At 39.4% G+C, this 16,290-nt stretch carries 16 protein-coding genes; 5 read left to right on the forward strand and 11 right to left on the reverse strand.

All coding sequences use genetic code 11. The features are described 5' to 3' along the window. The first annotated feature begins 72 nt into the window (after positions 1-72). Positions 73-675 carry a GGDEF domain-containing protein gene (locus CQZ96_RS12885; protein WP_004718646.1) on the forward strand — a complete coding sequence of 201 codons (603 nt, stop codon included), beginning with the start codon at positions 73-75 and terminating at the stop codon, positions 673-675. Between the two features lie 184 nt (positions 676-859). Then, positions 860-2,047 carry a GGDEF domain-containing protein gene (locus tag CQZ96_RS12890; protein ID WP_004718647.1) on the forward strand — a complete coding sequence of 396 codons (1,188 nt, stop codon included), beginning with the start codon at positions 860-862 and terminating at the stop codon, positions 2,045-2,047. Between the two features lie 14 nt (positions 2,048-2,061). Here the strand turns inward: CQZ96_RS12890 and CQZ96_RS12895 are convergent, their stop codons facing one another. The 4 genes from CQZ96_RS12895 to CQZ96_RS12910 all read right to left on the reverse strand — a co-directional run bounded on the left by CQZ96_RS12895 (position 2,062) and on the right by CQZ96_RS12910 (position 4,762). Further along, positions 2,062-2,742, reverse strand: coding sequence for a glutathione S-transferase family protein (locus CQZ96_RS12895; protein ID WP_004718648.1), 681 nt, complete (start codon positions 2,740-2,742; stop codon positions 2,062-2,064). Between the two features lie 145 nt (positions 2,743-2,887). Next, a complete protein-coding gene (locus CQZ96_RS12900; protein WP_105713902.1) occupies positions 2,888-3,655 on the reverse strand; it encodes a transporter in 768 nt (255 codons plus the stop codon). A gap of 15 nt (positions 3,656-3,670) precedes the next feature. Further along, positions 3,671-4,213 carry an ankyrin repeat domain-containing protein gene (locus CQZ96_RS12905; RefSeq protein ID WP_105713903.1) on the reverse strand — a complete coding sequence of 181 codons (543 nt, stop codon included), beginning with the start codon at positions 4,211-4,213 and terminating at the stop codon, positions 3,671-3,673. A gap of 195 nt (positions 4,214-4,408) precedes the next feature. Next, positions 4,409-4,762 (reverse strand): HPF/RaiA family ribosome-associated protein, encoded by a 354-nt coding sequence (locus tag CQZ96_RS12910; RefSeq protein ID WP_004718651.1) that lies wholly within the window; start codon positions 4,760-4,762, stop codon positions 4,409-4,411. Positions 4,763-5,265: 503 nt separating this feature from the next. On the opposite strand from CQZ96_RS12910, the gene CQZ96_RS12915 reads away from it, so the two are divergent. From CQZ96_RS12915 to CQZ96_RS12925, 3 genes are all read left to right on the forward strand, one after another. Continuing rightward, a complete protein-coding gene (locus tag CQZ96_RS12915) occupies positions 5,266-5,988 on the forward strand; it encodes an outer membrane protein OmpK (RefSeq protein WP_105713904.1) in 723 nt (240 codons plus the stop codon). Between the two features lie 113 nt (positions 5,989-6,101). After that, entirely contained in the window at positions 6,102-6,605 is a 504-nt protein-coding gene (locus CQZ96_RS12920; RefSeq protein ID WP_105713905.1) for a GNAT family N-acetyltransferase, read from the forward strand. Between the two features lie 106 nt (positions 6,606-6,711). Beyond that, entirely contained in the window at positions 6,712-7,458 is a 747-nt protein-coding gene (locus CQZ96_RS12925) for a hypothetical protein (protein ID WP_105713906.1), read from the forward strand. Positions 7,459-7,520: 62 nt separating this feature from the next. On the opposite strand, the gene urtE is transcribed toward CQZ96_RS12925, so the two are convergent. The 7 genes from urtE to CQZ96_RS12960 all read right to left on the reverse strand — a co-directional run bounded on the left by urtE (position 7,521) and on the right by CQZ96_RS12960 (position 16,231). Continuing rightward, the gene (gene urtE, locus CQZ96_RS12930) at positions 7,521-8,219 is read right to left on the reverse strand and encodes an urea ABC transporter ATP-binding subunit UrtE (protein ID WP_056517139.1); all 699 of its coding nucleotides are present in this window, start codon (positions 8,217-8,219) and stop codon (positions 7,521-7,523) included. A 10-nt stretch (positions 8,220-8,229) separates the two neighbouring features. Next, positions 8,230-9,066 carry an urea ABC transporter ATP-binding protein UrtD gene (urtD, locus tag CQZ96_RS12935; protein ID WP_034611198.1) on the reverse strand — a complete coding sequence of 279 codons (837 nt, stop codon included), beginning with the start codon at positions 9,064-9,066 and terminating at the stop codon, positions 8,230-8,232. Further along, positions 9,066-10,136 carry an urea ABC transporter permease subunit UrtC gene (urtC, locus tag CQZ96_RS12940; protein WP_004718664.1) on the reverse strand — a complete coding sequence of 357 codons (1,071 nt, stop codon included), beginning with the start codon at positions 10,134-10,136 and terminating at the stop codon, positions 9,066-9,068. Before urtC ends, urtD begins: the two co-directional genes overlap by 1 nt. A 4-nt stretch (positions 10,137-10,140) precedes the next feature. Next, a complete protein-coding gene (gene urtB / locus CQZ96_RS12945; protein WP_105713907.1) occupies positions 10,141-11,781 on the reverse strand; it encodes an urea ABC transporter permease subunit UrtB in 1,641 nt (546 codons plus the stop codon). A 101-nt stretch (positions 11,782-11,882) separates the two neighbouring features. Further along, positions 11,883-13,172 carry an urea ABC transporter substrate-binding protein gene (gene urtA / locus CQZ96_RS12950; protein WP_034611328.1) on the reverse strand — a complete coding sequence of 430 codons (1,290 nt, stop codon included), beginning with the start codon at positions 13,170-13,172 and terminating at the stop codon, positions 11,883-11,885. A gap of 577 nt (positions 13,173-13,749) precedes the next feature. Continuing rightward, on the reverse strand, positions 13,750-15,630 hold the full coding sequence (parE, locus tag CQZ96_RS12955) for a DNA topoisomerase IV subunit B (RefSeq protein WP_004718669.1): 1,881 nt from the start codon (positions 15,628-15,630) through the stop codon (positions 13,750-13,752). Between the two features lie 16 nt (positions 15,631-15,646). Beyond that, entirely contained in the window at positions 15,647-16,231 is a 585-nt protein-coding gene (locus CQZ96_RS12960; protein WP_105713908.1) for a YqiA/YcfP family alpha/beta fold hydrolase, read from the reverse strand. Positions 16,232-16,290 lie beyond the last annotated feature (59 nt).

The raw sequence follows: 16,290 nt of genomic DNA on the forward strand, positions 1-16,290 counted from the left end.
TTGAGTTTAAGTCAATAAATTGCTACATTCTAGGCATCAACAATAAAAATCCAAGTGTGGATGGATTAGATTATGCGTAATAAAATTTATTCCGAAAAACGACGTAAAATTCATTCATTATTCAATCAAGTATTGAAACACTCATTTATTGCCAAATTAATATATAAAAACCAACTGAGTAACAGTTTGGAAATCGACCCACATACAGGTATTTATAATCAGTTTGCAATTAATACCTATTTAAAAGAATTACATCCTCAGACTGATTCTAACTTTGGTATCATTTTGCTTAGTGTTGATAACTTGTGTGAAATCAAGAACAAATACAATCTAAAAATTGCCCATAAAGCTTTAGCGGCTATAGCCCAAGAGTTATTACAAAATATCCGTGAAACTGACCTTGTTGGCCGCTATAGCGAATCTGAATTTATTTTAATTCTCAGTGATGTTACTCAGGATCAAGCACGTCATATCGCAGATCGTCTATCACGTTTAATTAATCATTATGATTTAAAGATCAACAACAAAGTCATCCCACTTCAAACAAGTTGTGGTGCATCTGTTTCTAAACATGACAGCATGAGTAATGCAGTGTTACAACAAGCAGATCAAGCATTATATATTGCGAAAACCAATCGTAAACCTTGTTATTCGGGCACAGGTGTTTTGTCTTAAAACATCTGTATATTTAAAAATTAATTACACCACTATTTACTTTATATTAATAATAAAATACCTGTTTATTAACAAATAAATGATAACAATTCTTTGTTTTAATAAATTTTAATCACTATAATTTAAAAAATTATTAATCAGTACTTAATGAATTACAGCTTGAAAAACCCTGGAATAATTATGAATGAAGGTATCGAATATAAGACTTAATCATTACTGGCAAAAGCTGAAACAACAATTAGATTCAAATATCATTATGAATTGGAGCAGTTTACATAAATGTATCTTGATTCTGTTCCTGACTGTTGCCCTTCATTTATCATGGATCGTATGGAAAATTTTTATCCTGTTAAATCCAGAAACTTGGCAATGGGTCAATATCTCCTTGATTCGTTCACAACTTGTGGTCAATGCTGGCTCAACCCTACTGCTTTTTTTTCTGATTGCATTTTGTTATTTCTTTCAAAATAAAAAATGGGCGAACACTATCCTCCCCCATATTGTCATCAGTATTTTTATTCTTTTAATGCTTGCTGATGGTTTCCTCGTTGGTATCTATAGTCCAGCTACTGTTTTTGCATTTGTTTGTATTTCTGGTGTGGGTTTAATCTTATTCAATAGAAAAATTATTTATCTGCAAATTAGCACTGCACTACTGTTCTATATTTCAATGATGCTTTGTACTTATTGGCGCATCATTCCGTATGCCCCAATTTTTAATACACATATATTAGAAAATAATCGGCATGATAACCCGTTCTGGGTAGGAACAATGCTATATTTTATTATTCCTATTTTAATTGTATGTTTGATTTTATGTGAGATTTTACTGTCTCAGTGGCGACATAGAGAGTCATTAATCAAAAAACTCAGTGAAATTGACCCACTGACCAATTTATATAATCGTCGTTTTTTTAATGAAAAGCTTGATGATATCCAAAATAAGCAAACCGAATATGCCATTATCTTGATTGATATTGATCATTTCAAAGAAATCAATGACTTATATGGACATCATTTTGGTGATGAAGCATTGTGTCAAGTTGCCAAATTATTATCATCTCACATTCGTCAGTCGGATATTGTGGCTCGTTATGGCGGTGAAGAATTTATTATTGCCTTACCTGAAACCTCTTTAAACATTGCTCAAGCACTTGCTGAACGCTGTCGATTGGCGATTCAAAACCAAGTGCTTGAATCCCTTGATCATCATTATGTTCAGCTGACCGCCAGTTTTGGTATTGCCACCTCCAGTGACGATGACAATATTAGTAAAATTATTCATCTGGCAGACAAAGCGCTATATCGGGCCAAACAGTCTGGGCGCAATCAAGTACAGCTCTACCGCGCTCAAATCAATGAAATAGCTTAGCAGTATTCAATAGATTAAACCTGACTGCGATATTGCTCTTCACATGCTACAAATCGAAATTCTGCTTGCGCTTCTGCTATCCATTGCTGTACAGCAGGGACGGCTAATATCTTGTCGATATAACGTTGACTGTTTGCTGATACTGCAATGCCATAACCCATAAACCGCATCACAACTGGCGCATAAAAAGCATCGACAATAGTAAACTCATCACCACATAAAAAACTGTCAGAGTCTGGTCGCTCCGACCATAATTGTTCAATCCGTTTTACATCTTGCTGTAGTTTTAAATTTTCCTGCCAAAGCTGTGCACCAATATGCTTTAAATCAGCATCTAAATTCATATCACAACAACTACGCAAAGCCATAAAACTACTGTGCATTTCAGCGGACATCGATCTTGCGCGTGCACGTTGTTTTACATCTTGAGGCCACAATTGTTTTTCAGGAAACTTTTCTGCCAGATATTCACAAATCGCCAAAGAATCCCAAACTAAAAAGCCATCGTCTACTAAAGCTGGGACTTTGCCAGTTGGGTTTATTTTTAAAATACTTTGTTTAAATTGGCTATCAAGGTCAAAGTGATCAAAAGGGATTAGGTGCTCTGTAAATGAAATATTAAAATGCTGAATCACTAACCATGGACGCATCGACCAAGTCGAGTAATTTTTATCACCAATAAACAGTTCTAACATTTTAATACTCCTGTGTTTATTGCTTATTTTGAACTCAGCATACACAAGATAAGACTATTCTAAAAGCATTTCGAAAATTGCTCGCTTTGAAAACAAATCAAGGAGTAGATCAACTACTCCTTGACGATGTATCAGACTGAATTGATTAGAATAAGAATGCCACACCTAAACCAGCTTTATAACTACGGTCTCGCCCTTCCAAATCGACACCCACACTTCCATCAAGTTGGGTACGCTCATTAACCGCATAGATCAAACCAGAGCCTAGACCATACTTATAGTTTTGGCTTTCTGTTTTTGAATAGACAAACTCAGAGAACCCTGAAAGGTTACCGGCAATTTTATAACCGACAGTAGGTACAGCGGTCACTGACCAATGCCCATCTTGCACAGCATAGTTCATGGTGATTCCAGTATTGACCAAATCGTTATACTGATAATCTAATGATGTGCCGATGCTATAAATATCATCTTCTTCACTAAAACCATCATTGCCCGTTGCAATCAAGGCTTGAGCCAAAATCGCCATGGATAATTTATCATCTTTTAAGTCGATGGCTTTTTTAATCCCAATAGAAACATCACCTAAGCCAGAGTCATCCTCTTTAATGCCTTTGTACTTGGTTTGTGTCCAAGCTGGACCCTGCCAGCCTAACTGTAACTCCATACTAGAGGTTAAACCGGTACGGAGCAGCATATCGCCATTGAGGGTTACAGTTTTTGCTTTTGCGCCATCTACCTTAGTTTCTGTATAGGTCGCACTTGGTAGACCATGCTCCCAAGCCAATTGACCCACTGGCGTGATTCCTGTTCCAAAACCAGTTCCAGGACGATCAAAAGAAAATTCTGCTGCCATTGCGCTTATACTTAGACTCGAAGCAAGGGCTAATGTGATTCTATTTAAAATTGCCATATGAAGACTCAAAATTTACGATAATTCTTTGGACATTTTCGCACCGCGACTACGTAGTAACTCTAAAGATTCTTTCTCTTCAGGTAAAGCCTGAGACCAATCTATTTGATCAAATTCACAATCAAAGAACAAATCACTGATCGAGGATAAAATGGTCTTACCTTCTTCATCTTTGGTGTTCGGGTCAACCTTATGATCTAAAAGCTTATGAATTGCAGGTACACAGGCTGCGCTTGCTGCATCCCACAGTGGACCATAGCACTCTTCAGTGTCCCACAAATAAAAGTTTGCTTTGGCACTAATTAAAGCATCCAAAATATCTAAATGCGGTTGTAAATCTTGTGCTTTTTGTTCTGCCGTTAAAGGATGACCTGCTTCATAGGCATCACAAATTTTTTCCCACCATTTAAACAATCCATCTGACCAAATTGAAACAGCTGGTCCTTTTTCAGGTTCCATAAAGTTAGGATCAAATCCATCTGCAAGCAAACGTTTGACTTGAGCAAGGTCTAAATCTTCTAAAGCCTGTATAAAGACTTGTTGTTGTGCTGATAACATTTTGATCTCACTATTCTATTCCTATACAACATTATGACGAATATTTTTAAAATAGCTTTGAAAAATTTTAATCGTGTCGCTTTTATTTTATAAATGGCATTTATTGTTCATTTATGACAAAGAAGACAATCAAGGACTGTTTTAAAACCATAAAATTGAAGACCATAAAAAAGCCCCGAAGGGCTTTTTATAAGATCATGCTTCATCTGCATCAGCAAGTTCTAGTTTTCCACCACGTGGATTTTCAATTTTTTCTAATACGTGCTCTAGGCTACGCTTTACGCGATCTATCGCACCGTGTAATGAAAGATCAATGTTTTTCGCTCGATGTTTTACCACGACTGGCTTCAAACCCGCTGCTTTGACCTCAATCATACACTGGATATCATCCGCCCCACCTTTGTCACCGTTCTCATCACTGATATGAACTGAAAACTGGGTAATACGTTCGCTATGACGTTGGAATTCTTGATTTAGCTCATCGCGTACGTAAGTAATTAAACGATCACTATTTCTAATATTTTTATCTGTACGGATTTCTATATTCATAAAAAACATCCTCTTTCTAATCAAAAAACGAGTGCAAAACTTATATTTTCGGCACACTTTGCGCCTGCTGTATAAGACAGCTTTTCACCTACAATAAATTGGAACCGTAACTCCTCTATTGCAAAGATGAACACTTTTAACGATCTGCAGATAGGTGTTCTTATACATTCAATATCAGGCCATATTGGAAAATATGCAAGTAGATTTTTAACTTTTTTATGAAAAGAATATGAAAAATGACATCTTGTTACGTTACTTTATAATTAAATGATTTAATTGATTTTTTAATGACTAATCCTGACTAAAAACATCAGCTATGTTTAATTCTTAAGCTTTTAATGGATATAAATTTTAAATCTTTGCTTTAAATATGCGACTCACGTTTTAAAACATTTCACCTCTTGATGTTTACATATTTATTTACGTTCCATCTAATTTTCGCTTTATTTTTATTTAAGAATCTGTATTCTTGAAGCGCTTTTCTTGGGGGAAAGGAAGAATTCATGAAACTTACACAAATTACGGCTATCTGCGCAATCGCTTCAACTGCAACTTTGGCTCAAGCTGCGCCTGTTTGGCAAGATTTTAGTATTACTGGTCTTTATGGTGAAAACTATGAACTAACACCAGATGAGAAACAATCTACCATTACTTTTGAGTATGCTGCCAAACTTAAATACGGTGATTTCTTTGCCTTTGCTGACCGTACCAACAGTGATGGTCAGTCGGATACTTATTTTGAGGTTTCTCCACGTCTTAGCCTAGGTGCTGTTTCTGGGAAAAAACTTGAATTAGGCCCAATTAAAGACGTATTAATTGCGACCACTTGGGAAGGTGGTAAAGATATGAACAACTACCTATATGGTGTTGGTGTTGATTTAGCCATTCCTTATTTTCAATATGCGCAATTAAATTTCTACCGTGCCAATAATGAAATCCAAGAAGATGACTATCAATTGACGTTTACTTACGGAATTCCATTTAAAATTGCATCTGAAGAATTCCTTGTAGATGGTTTCCTAGATTGGTCAACTGCAGAAAAAGATCAAGTTGCTCACTCAAGCGAGTTGAACTGGACGACACAATGGAAATGGAATGCAGGTAAACACATTTCTCCAGATACGCGTCTATATCTTGGTGTTGAACACTCTGTATGGCACAACAAATACGGTGTTCCAGGCAAAGACGAAAATAATGTCAGCGCTTTAATCAAGTACCATTTCTAAGACTGAGCTAAACCTATTAATCAAAAAGCAAAACTTTGGTTTTGCTTTTTTTATTGCCCTTAAAAATAATTCTTTTTAGAATACCCCTATCAATTTTCCATTGACCTGTATCCATGAATTTTCAGATCCGCCCTGCTCAAGCTTCTGACCTAACTGAGATTATGCGTATTTATAATCATGAAATTGCAACAGGTTTAGCAACATGGAACAGCCAATTAAAGACTTTCGCAGATTACCAACAGTGGTTTATAGAATTACAACAACAGCAATTTCCGCTTTTTGTTGCTGAAGAAACAACGACTCATGCCATTGCAGGCTATGCCGATTATGCAAGCTTTAGAGCAATCAACGGTTATCTATATACAGTTGAGCACTCTGTTTATATCGACCCAGAATTTACTCGACAAGGGCTCGGCAAACGCTTAATGCTGAAATTGATTGAACATGCTCAACAGCACAATATCCACGTTATGGTTGCTGCAATTGACCACGAAAATACTGGTTCGATTTATCTACACCAACAACTCGGATTTAAACAAACAGGTTATATGCCACAAGTCGGACAAAAATTTGGGCAGTGGCGTGATTTGGTGTTGATGCAATTAAATTTTGATTAAAATAGAGCAGTATTTATACAGCATCCGTCGTAAATTTTTTTTGTCGCTTTTTCAAAATCTGTTGTATAACCATAAACAATATTGCTGAACTTCAGAGCGAATATCGATGAATAAAATGATAATCAGTCTATTGGCACCATTTGCATTGATACTTAATACAGCAAGCCATGCTGCTGACTACGACTACGATGAACAAAATATAAAAAAGGGTTGTGCCAAACTCAGTCAATATCGTAAATTGGGACAAAAATTTTACGACCAGAAAAACTATAAAAAAGCGCTTGATCAGTTTCAAAGACAAGCATCTTGGAGTGCTTTTTGTCAGTCTGTGGGTGAAGAAGACACTGGCATTCGGGTTTCAGATAATGACATCGACATTGCCAATAATAATGTGGGTTTAACGTATAGCAAACTCAATCAACCCTTATGGGCAAGAGCGTGGTTTCAAATTAAACCCACAAAAACCAGTCAATTTAATTTAAAAAAGTTAGTAACACCAAAACCAAACAATGACTTAACAGGAGAATATGCCAGTTATGCAGGTTTTGGCGAATGGAATAATATCACCATTAAAAAACGTGATCAGAAATATCTCATTCAATTCACTGGTCTATGGATGGGTGCTCGAAGCCTACTTTATGGTCCAAATATTGGCGAATTTGAAACAGAAATCCCACTTCATGCCAAGAAAGCAAGCTATCGTTTTGAAAATTGTCAAATTGACATCAATTTCACCTATAACTCCTCTTTAGGCAATTTTATTAAAGTGAAAGAATTAAATGAACAAGCCGATTGTGGCTTTGGTATGAATGTTTCATCAACAGGCTATTATCAGAAAGTTGAGCCTCAATAATATAGGGTTTAACCACACCTCCCTTGACTCAGGGAGGTAAACAAAATGTTTTCACGATTCTGTTAAATCGCCACTAAATCACGAATCCCCTTTTCAGGCATTTCTTCACCGATGCCTTGTGCAACCACTTGACCACGTGCCATCACGGTATAGTTATCGGCCAGCTCCTCGGCAAAATCATAGAATTGCTCTACAAGTACAATCGCCATTTCGCCACCATCTGCCAATTTTCGAATCACTCGACCAATATCTTTAATAATCGAAGGCTGAATTCCTTCGGTCGGCTCATCTAAAATCAAAACTTTCGGCTCCGATGCTAAAGCACGTGCAATGGCTAATTGCTGTTGCTGTCCACCCGATAAATCACCGCCACGGCGATGTTTCATTTCGTCTAAGACAGGAAAAATTTCATATAAATGCTCAGGAACTTTACGGGTTTTTGCGCCTGAAAACTTCGCCATGCCGATCAAAATATTTTCCTCTACAGTCAGGGTTGAGAAAATATCACGCCCTTGAGGAACATAGGCCAAACCCGCGCGTACACGCTGTTCAGGGCTCATTTTAGCAATGTCTTTGCCATCCAATAAGATTTGCCCAGACTTAATCGGTAAAATTCCCATCAAACATTTTAATAAGGTGGTTTTACCCACACCATTCCGTCCCAAAACCACAGAACACTCACCAATCGGCGCAGTTAAAGTCACATCACGGAGAATGTGACTGCCCCCATAAAATTGATTGACGTCTTTTATTTCTAGCATATTGCTCCCCTTAACGTCCTAAATACTTTTCAATCACATCTTCATTGGCTTGTACTTCCGCCAAGGTTCCTTCTGCAAGAATGGCACCTTGTGCCAGCACAGTAACTTTCTCACTGATGGTGTCGATAAAGCTCATATCGTGCTCGACCACAATCAAGGTATGATTCTTTTTTAATTCCAAACATAACTCTGCTGTGCGTTCAGTTTCAGCATCGGTCATTCCCGCTACAGGTTCATCCAACAAGATCAGTTTAGGTCGTTGCATCAACAACATGCCAATTTCTAGCCACTGCTTTTGACCATGTGATAACAATCCCGCAGGCTTTTGAATAAACTCTTGTAAACGAATCTGTTGCAACGACTCATCCAAAGCCAACTGTGCATCGGGACTTAGCTTGCTAAAAAAACTTTTTTTCACGGTTTTGTCTTTTGGTGCAGCAAGGAGCAGATTTTCCATCACTGTAAAATTTTCAAATACAGTCGGTTTCTGAAACTTACGACCAATACCCGCTTCTGCAATTTGTTCAGTACTCATTTTGGCAAGATCATAGTTTTGACCAAAAAAGGCAGAACCTTCGGTAGGACGTGTTTTACCAGTGATCACATCCATCAATGTGGTTTTTCCCGCACCATTTGGCCCAATAATGCAGCGCAACTCCCCTTCTTCAATGTAAAGAGACAAATCATTTAAAGCGCGGAAAGAATCAAACCATACACTGACTTTTTCTAAGTAAAGTGCAATACCATGGCTGAAATCGGCACCTTCAGCTTTAGGACGACCATAGCCCTCACCGATTTGACCACCATGTTGCGAATTTAAGCCCAAATCTGACAATAGCTCTGACATTAGTGATCCTCCTTTTTAAAGCGCTCAAGCAATCCAATCACCCCTTTAGGGAGGAAGATGGTTACAACGATAAATAATGCACCAAGGATCAATAACCATATTTCAGGATATGCAACGGTAAAATAGGTTTTAACTCCATTGATCAGACCTGCACCTAGAATTGGGCCAATCAATGTGCCACGACCACCTGCTGCAACCCAAACCGCCATTTCAATCGAATTCACAGGATTCATTTCGCTTGGATTAATGATGCCTGCTTGTGGGACATACAATGCACCTGCAATTCCGGCAATCACCGCTGAAAGGACCCATGCCGACAGTTTGTACCACAGGGTACGATAGCCTAAATATTGCAACCGGTTTTCGCTATCACGGATTGCCCCCAACACTCGACCATAAGGCTTATTCATTAAACTACGTAAGCCGATAAAGCTCAGTAACAACACTAAGGCCGTAAGGAAACACAATGTTGCTCGCATAGAAGCAGAGGTAATATCCATCCCAAGAATGGTTTTAAATCCAGTAAAGCCATTGTTCCCGCCAAAACCTGTTTCATTGCGGAAAAACAACAGTGCAGCAGCAAAAGTCATGGCTTGGGTGATAATCGAAAAATACACACCTTTAATTTTGGAACGAAATGCAAAGAATCCAAAGATAAAGGCAATCACGCCTGGTACCAAAATCACCAAAGCCAAAGCCCATAAGAAATGCTGGGTTCCGACCCAATACCAAGGCAGCTCAGTCCAACTGAGAAAGCGCATAAAGTCAGGTAATTGCTCGCCTGCTGACTCTCGCATCAGGTACATACCAAAAGCATAACCACCCAAAGCAAAATATAACCCATGCCCCAGACTTAGAATGCCGGCATAACCCCAGACCAAATCCAAAGCCAGTGCAACCAAGGCGAGACACATGATTTTACCAATCAAAGTCACCCAATATGCTGAGAGGTGTAAGGCTGAATCTTGTGGTAACACATGAAACCACGGCAGAATCAGCATCACAGCGAAACATACAGCAATGGCAATTGCACTATAGGGTTTATCTGAAAGTAATGATGTGATTTTCATAGGCTTACTCCACAAAACGACCTTTGATAGCGAATAAACCTTGTGGGCGTTTTTGAATAAACAGAATCACAAGAACCAAGAGAATAATTTTGGCGAGCACTGCGCCCATACCAATTTCGAGAATTGTTCCACTCACACCTAAACCTAATGCGGCAAGCACAGCGCCCCAAACCTGACCAACGCCACCGACCACAACTACAAGGAAAGCATCAATAATATAGTTTTGCCCTAGGTCAGGTCCGACATTGCCAACTTGTGCCAAGGCACAGCCTGCCAGCCCTGCAAGTCCCGAACCCAGTCCAAAGGCCATCATATCGATTCGTGCAGAGCGAATACCGACAGCACGTGCCATCTGACGGTTTTGCGTCACTGCACGGACGAATAGACCAAATCGGGTTTTATTGAGCAGGTAAACCAGTAAAAGTAATACAGCGATGGTGAAGACGATGATCGCGATACGGTTATACGGCAGCATCAAACTAGGTGTAAGCGAAATCCCGCCTGAAAGCCATGAAATATTTGATACTTCCACATTCTGCGCACCAAAAATCATCCGGACCAATTGCATCAAAATAAGGCTGACACCAAAGGTCGCCAACAAGGTTTCTAACTGACGGCCATACAACGGGCGAATCACGGTTCGTTCTATCAACATGCCAATCAAAGCACTGACTAAAAACGCTGCTGGAATTGCTGCAATCAGGTACCAATCGACATAAGCACCCAAATGGGTTTTAAAGAAACTTTGCACCACATAAGTGGTATAAGCACCGATCATGATCAACTCGCCATGTGCCATATTGATCACACCGAGTAAGCCATAAGTAATCGCCAGTCCTAATGCTGCGAGCAATAAAATACTTGCGGTACTGAGGCCTGAAAAAACATGTCCTGTCCATTCACTGGCTTGAATGCGGGTTTTAATACTACTTTGCGCACTGACCAAAGCAGCCTTTAATTCTGGATTTAAGTTTGGCTGTGTTAGCGCTTGTTCGATGATCGCCAAAACATCAGGACGACTAGAATCTTTTAGGGTTTTAACCGCTTGAATTTTGGTGAGCGTATCTGGACTATTAAAATCAATTCGTGCTTTTAACTGGGCTAAACGTGCCTTCACTTTATTATTTTTTTCATTGAGATAAAGTTGGTTGATGACCTTAATATCCAGTTCATCTAAATTATTTTCCAAAATATCAATCGCAGCCAAACGCTGTGATGCATCTGGGGACTGTAACTTGATCTTCGCCTGACCAAAGCTCAAGGCTTTATGCAAGGTATTGACCAACGTCACTTGATTTAAATCAGCTGGCCAATCGGTAATTGCCTGTTCATCTGGATAACTGAACAGTTTATCGCCAGCTTTCATGATGTAGGTATTGCCCGAACTGTCGGTATAAAGCTCGTCGTTTTCGACATAGGCCACCAGCTTATCAAGCTCGTCTATACTTGCTGGCCATTGATTCAGCATCGCTCGACGCTTTGCAAAATCTGCACGTACAAATTTTTGAATGGCATCATCATGACTTGCCGCTGGCTGAGCGGATGACGATTGCGCACTATGCACAGATTCAGCAAAAATCTGTTGAATAAGAAATAATTGAGAGATCGTAAAAAAAAGTGCTGCGAGTTTCAGTCTAAGTGACATGTGCAACTCCCCCTATTTTTGTTTAAATACAATGACCTTTAAAGTTGAGTCATCAGTTAAGCCCACTATGCATATAGCGGGCTTTTGGGGTCGTAAAGCCTTTATTTAGGAATGTACGGGCTCCATGGTTCCGCTTTGATCGGTTGAGGGCTCTTGTAAACCACATCAAATTGTCCATCACCACGAATTTGTCCAATCATCACAGGCTTATGCAAGTGATGATTAGTAGCATCCATACTTAAGGTATAGCCAGACGGTGCTTTAAAGCTTTGACCTGCCATCGCTTCACGGACTTTATCTACATCCGTTGTTCCCGCTTTTTCAACGGCTTGTTTCCACATATTGATGCCAACGTAAGTGGCTTCCATTGGGTCATTGGTCACCAATTTACTGGCATTGGGTAGCTTATATTCCACTGCGTATTGCTTCATCTTATTGACGAATTCGGTATTCACTGGATTCTTCACAGACATGAAGTAGTTCCAAGATGCCAAATGCCCGACCAGTGGTTTGGTGTCGATCCCGCGTAATTCTTCTTCACCGACTGAAAAGGCCATCACAGGAATATCGGAAGCTTTTATGCCTTGGTTACCCAATTCACGATAGAACGGTACGTTAGAATCGCCATTGATGGTGGAAATAACCGCGGTCTTTTTACCCGCAGCGAATTTCTTAATATTGCCGACGATGGTTTGATAATTACTGTGTCCAAATGGTGTGTATTCTTCCATGATGTCTGCATCGGCAACACCTTTAGACTTTAAGAATGCACGTAAAATTTTGTTGGTGGTTCTCGGGTAAACATAGTCGGTACCTAATAGGACAAAACGTTGCGCCTTACCTCCCTCTTCACCCATTAAATATTCAACAGCAGGAATCGCTTGTTGGTTAGGTGCTGCACCTGTATAGAAAATATTTTTAGACTGTTCTTGGCCTTCGTATTGCACTGGATAGAACAACAGACCATTGAGCTCCTCTACAACTGGTAACACTGATTTACGAGAAACTGAAGTCCAGCAGCCAAAAATGACAGCGACTTTATCCTGAGTTATTAACTGGCGGGCTTTTTCAGCAAATAATGGCCAGTCTGATGCAGGATCGACAACAACGGGCTCAAGCTTTTTCCCCATCACCCCACCTTTGGCATTAATTTCATTGATTGCCATCAGTGCCGTATCTTTAAGCGACGTTTCAGAGATTGCCATGGTTCCAGACAATGAATGCAAGATGCCCACTTTAATTGTGTCACCGCCTGTAGCAGTTGCCGATTTATTTTCTGCTGCGGGTTTCGCTTCCGTTTTATCTGCGGGTTTTGAGCAAGCCGTCAGCGCAATGCTCCCCATCATTGCCACAGCGAGAAGTGTTTTTGAAAACATTTTTTGTTGGAACATCATCTTTTTCTCTCCAAACCTTTTGGTGCATTTTTGAATGCGCGATTTTGCTTTTACCTGACAGGCTTAATTCAATTTTTATGCCAAGTGGAGAATTTGTGATTTTATCGTTGAATATTTTTCCTGATAAAAAATAATAAAATCAAAATATTAGCTGCTATTATTTTTATATAAATTGAACACACATTGATAGGCATTAAATGCCTTTCAATCACTGGATATAGCCAGCACTTAGCAAGTGAAAATGCGAGATTAAAAGCCACACTGGTCAAATTAAGTGCGATTTTTTTTGTTTAAAATGAGCGATGAGAGTGCAAAAAATTTACCCAAAATTAAATTTTTAGGGCTTTCGGGATAAATTTTGCTTTACAGCACCAAACGATTTTTGACGGGATAATCCAATCCCTGAGATGTATGGCGTAGAGGCAAAAGAATAGGAGAAAAAAGAGAAAGATAATGCAGAAATTATTTGTACGACGAAGAATGTAATTCTGTTTGCATCAATGCGATGTTTCAGAGGTATCAAAAAAAATGATGCTCTGAGGCATCATTTTTTAAATATGAATGAGTTCAGCAATCAAACACTCAAATCAGCTAAATTACCTTTTTGCTCTAACCAGTCTTTACGATCACCTGACCTTTTTTTAGCAAGTAATTTGTCCAGTAAGCCTGTTGTGTGATGCGTGTCGTCCAAATCCAACTGCACCAAACGGCGCGTATTTGGATCTAAGGTGGTTTCACGCAATTGACTGGCGTTCATTTCACCCAAACCTTTAAATCGCGTAATTTGCGGGTTTTTAGATTTAACTCTCTTTAAGATAGCTTCTAACTCTTCGTTATCAAGCGCGTAATAAACATCTTTGGCATCATCGATACGGAACAATGGTGGCATTGCAACATATAGGTGCCCAGCATCGACCATTGCAGGGAAATGCTTGACGAAGAGTGCACAAAGCAAGGTCGCGATATGTAAACCATCTGAATCGGCATCGGCAAGAATACAAATTTTGCCATAACGTAATTCGGAAAGATCATCACTGCCCGGATCTACGCCAATCGCAATCGCAATATTATGCACTTCTTGAGAAGCCAACACCTCGTCAGAAGACACTTCCCAAGTATTTAAAATTTTCCCACGAATCGGCATGATCGCTTGGAAGTTTTTATCACGGGCTTGTTTTGCTGAACCACCCGCAGAGTCACCTTCGACAATAAACAGTTCTGATTCTTCAAGGGTATGACCGACGCAATCTGACAATTTTCCGGGCAGGGTTGGACCGGCAACAATCTTTTTACGTTCAACTTTTTTAGCTGCTTTTAAACGGCGACCCGCTTTCGCAATCACAATCTCAGCCAATTGCATGGCCACTTCAGAGTTTTGATTTAGCCAGAGTGCAAAAGCATCTTTGGCAATATTTAAAACAATGTTGGACGCTTCTCGGCTTGAAAGACGTTCTTTGGTTTGTCCTGAGAATTGTGGTTCTTGGAATTTAAGCGACAGAATATAATTGACCCCGTCCCAAACATCTTCAGCAGACAATTTGAGATTACGTGGCAACAAGTTACGTAACTCACAAAACTCACGCATAGCATCGGTAACACCTGAGCGTAACCCGTTTACATGGGTTCCCCCTTGTGCTGTCGGGATCAAATTCACATAACTTTCCTGAATTTGTTCACCACCCTCAGCATTCCAGCAAATTGCAAACTCAGCACTAGCACGTTCAGCTTCACCTGTTGCAACAAAGGCAGGATCTGGAATGATTTCACGATCTTGTAATTCATCCATCAAATAGTCGACGAGACCATTTTCAAACTGCCATTCAATTTTTTCGTCATTAATCTGGTCAATATAATTAATTTGTAGACCAGCAGCCAATACAGCTTTGGCTTTGAGATTATGTTTTAACGCTTTTAAAGCAAATTTAGGAGAGTCAAAATATTTCGCTTCTGGCCAAAAATGTACTGTTGTCCCCGTAGCACGTTTTGGCGCTTTGCCTTCCAAAACCTCTAAAGGCGCAACAGGTTCACCATGTTCAAACGCCATTTTATAAAGATTGCCGTGGCGTTGAACTTCAACTTCAACACGATCGGACAAGGCATTGACCACGGAAATTCCGACACCATGCAAACCGCCCGAAAACTGATAGTTATCGGTGCTAAATTTACCGCCCGCATGCAGTTTCGTTAGGATAATTTCAATCCCGCTTTGTCCATATTCAGGATGAATATCGACTGGCATACCACGTCCATTGTCTTCGACCGACAACGAACCATCTTTATATACCGTGACAGTAATTTTATTGGCATGTCCTGCAAGTGCCTCATCGACAGCATTATCAATTACTTCTTGCGCCAAATGGTTTGGACGAGTGGTATCGGTATACATACCTGGACGGCGACGTACAGGATCTAGACCAGATAATACTTCAAGTGATTGGGCCGTATATTGAGACACGTTGAGTTTTTTCCTTTTATTTTACGGAGTATGATAAAAATTCCAGAATCATGGGTATTTTATCTGCAAAATCTTCCATCGCATGATTACCGTGCATTTCTGTCATGATCAATGATGTGTGTGGAGCTGCACTATAATACCGTTCAGCGTCACGATAATCTAAAACTTCATCACCTTGTTGCAATAAGACCAGTATTTTGTCTGCATCTTGTACAAACGGCACGGCAATCGCTTCCAAGTAGTTAAGTTGTAAACGATCTAAAGTCCATTGTTCATTGATCTTATAGGGAATTTGTTCAATCCCAAATAAGTTACTGAACAATTGCCATGGTCGCATAGCTGGATTAATTAAAACAGCAGGCACACCATATTTTGCGACCAATTGTGTCGCATAAAAGCCACCAAAGCTACTCCCCACCAGTGCAACATCAGGCAATTTTTCAATGAGCGCTGAAATTTGATCTATAACCAGTTGCGGATGCTGGTTTAAATCAGGCAAATGCACACTATGCGATGAATAGCATCGACAATAATCATCTAGTTGTTGCCCTTTTATTGATAAAGGACTACTTTTAAAACCATGTAAATAAATAATATTCATTGAAAATAGTTTGCTTTTTTACCACCAATGTTTTAATTTTTAATGTGATTCAAATCACA

Source organism: Acinetobacter sp. MYb10 (assembly GCF_002980175.2).
GTDB lineage: Bacteria > Pseudomonadota > Gammaproteobacteria > Pseudomonadales > Moraxellaceae > Acinetobacter > Acinetobacter guillouiae.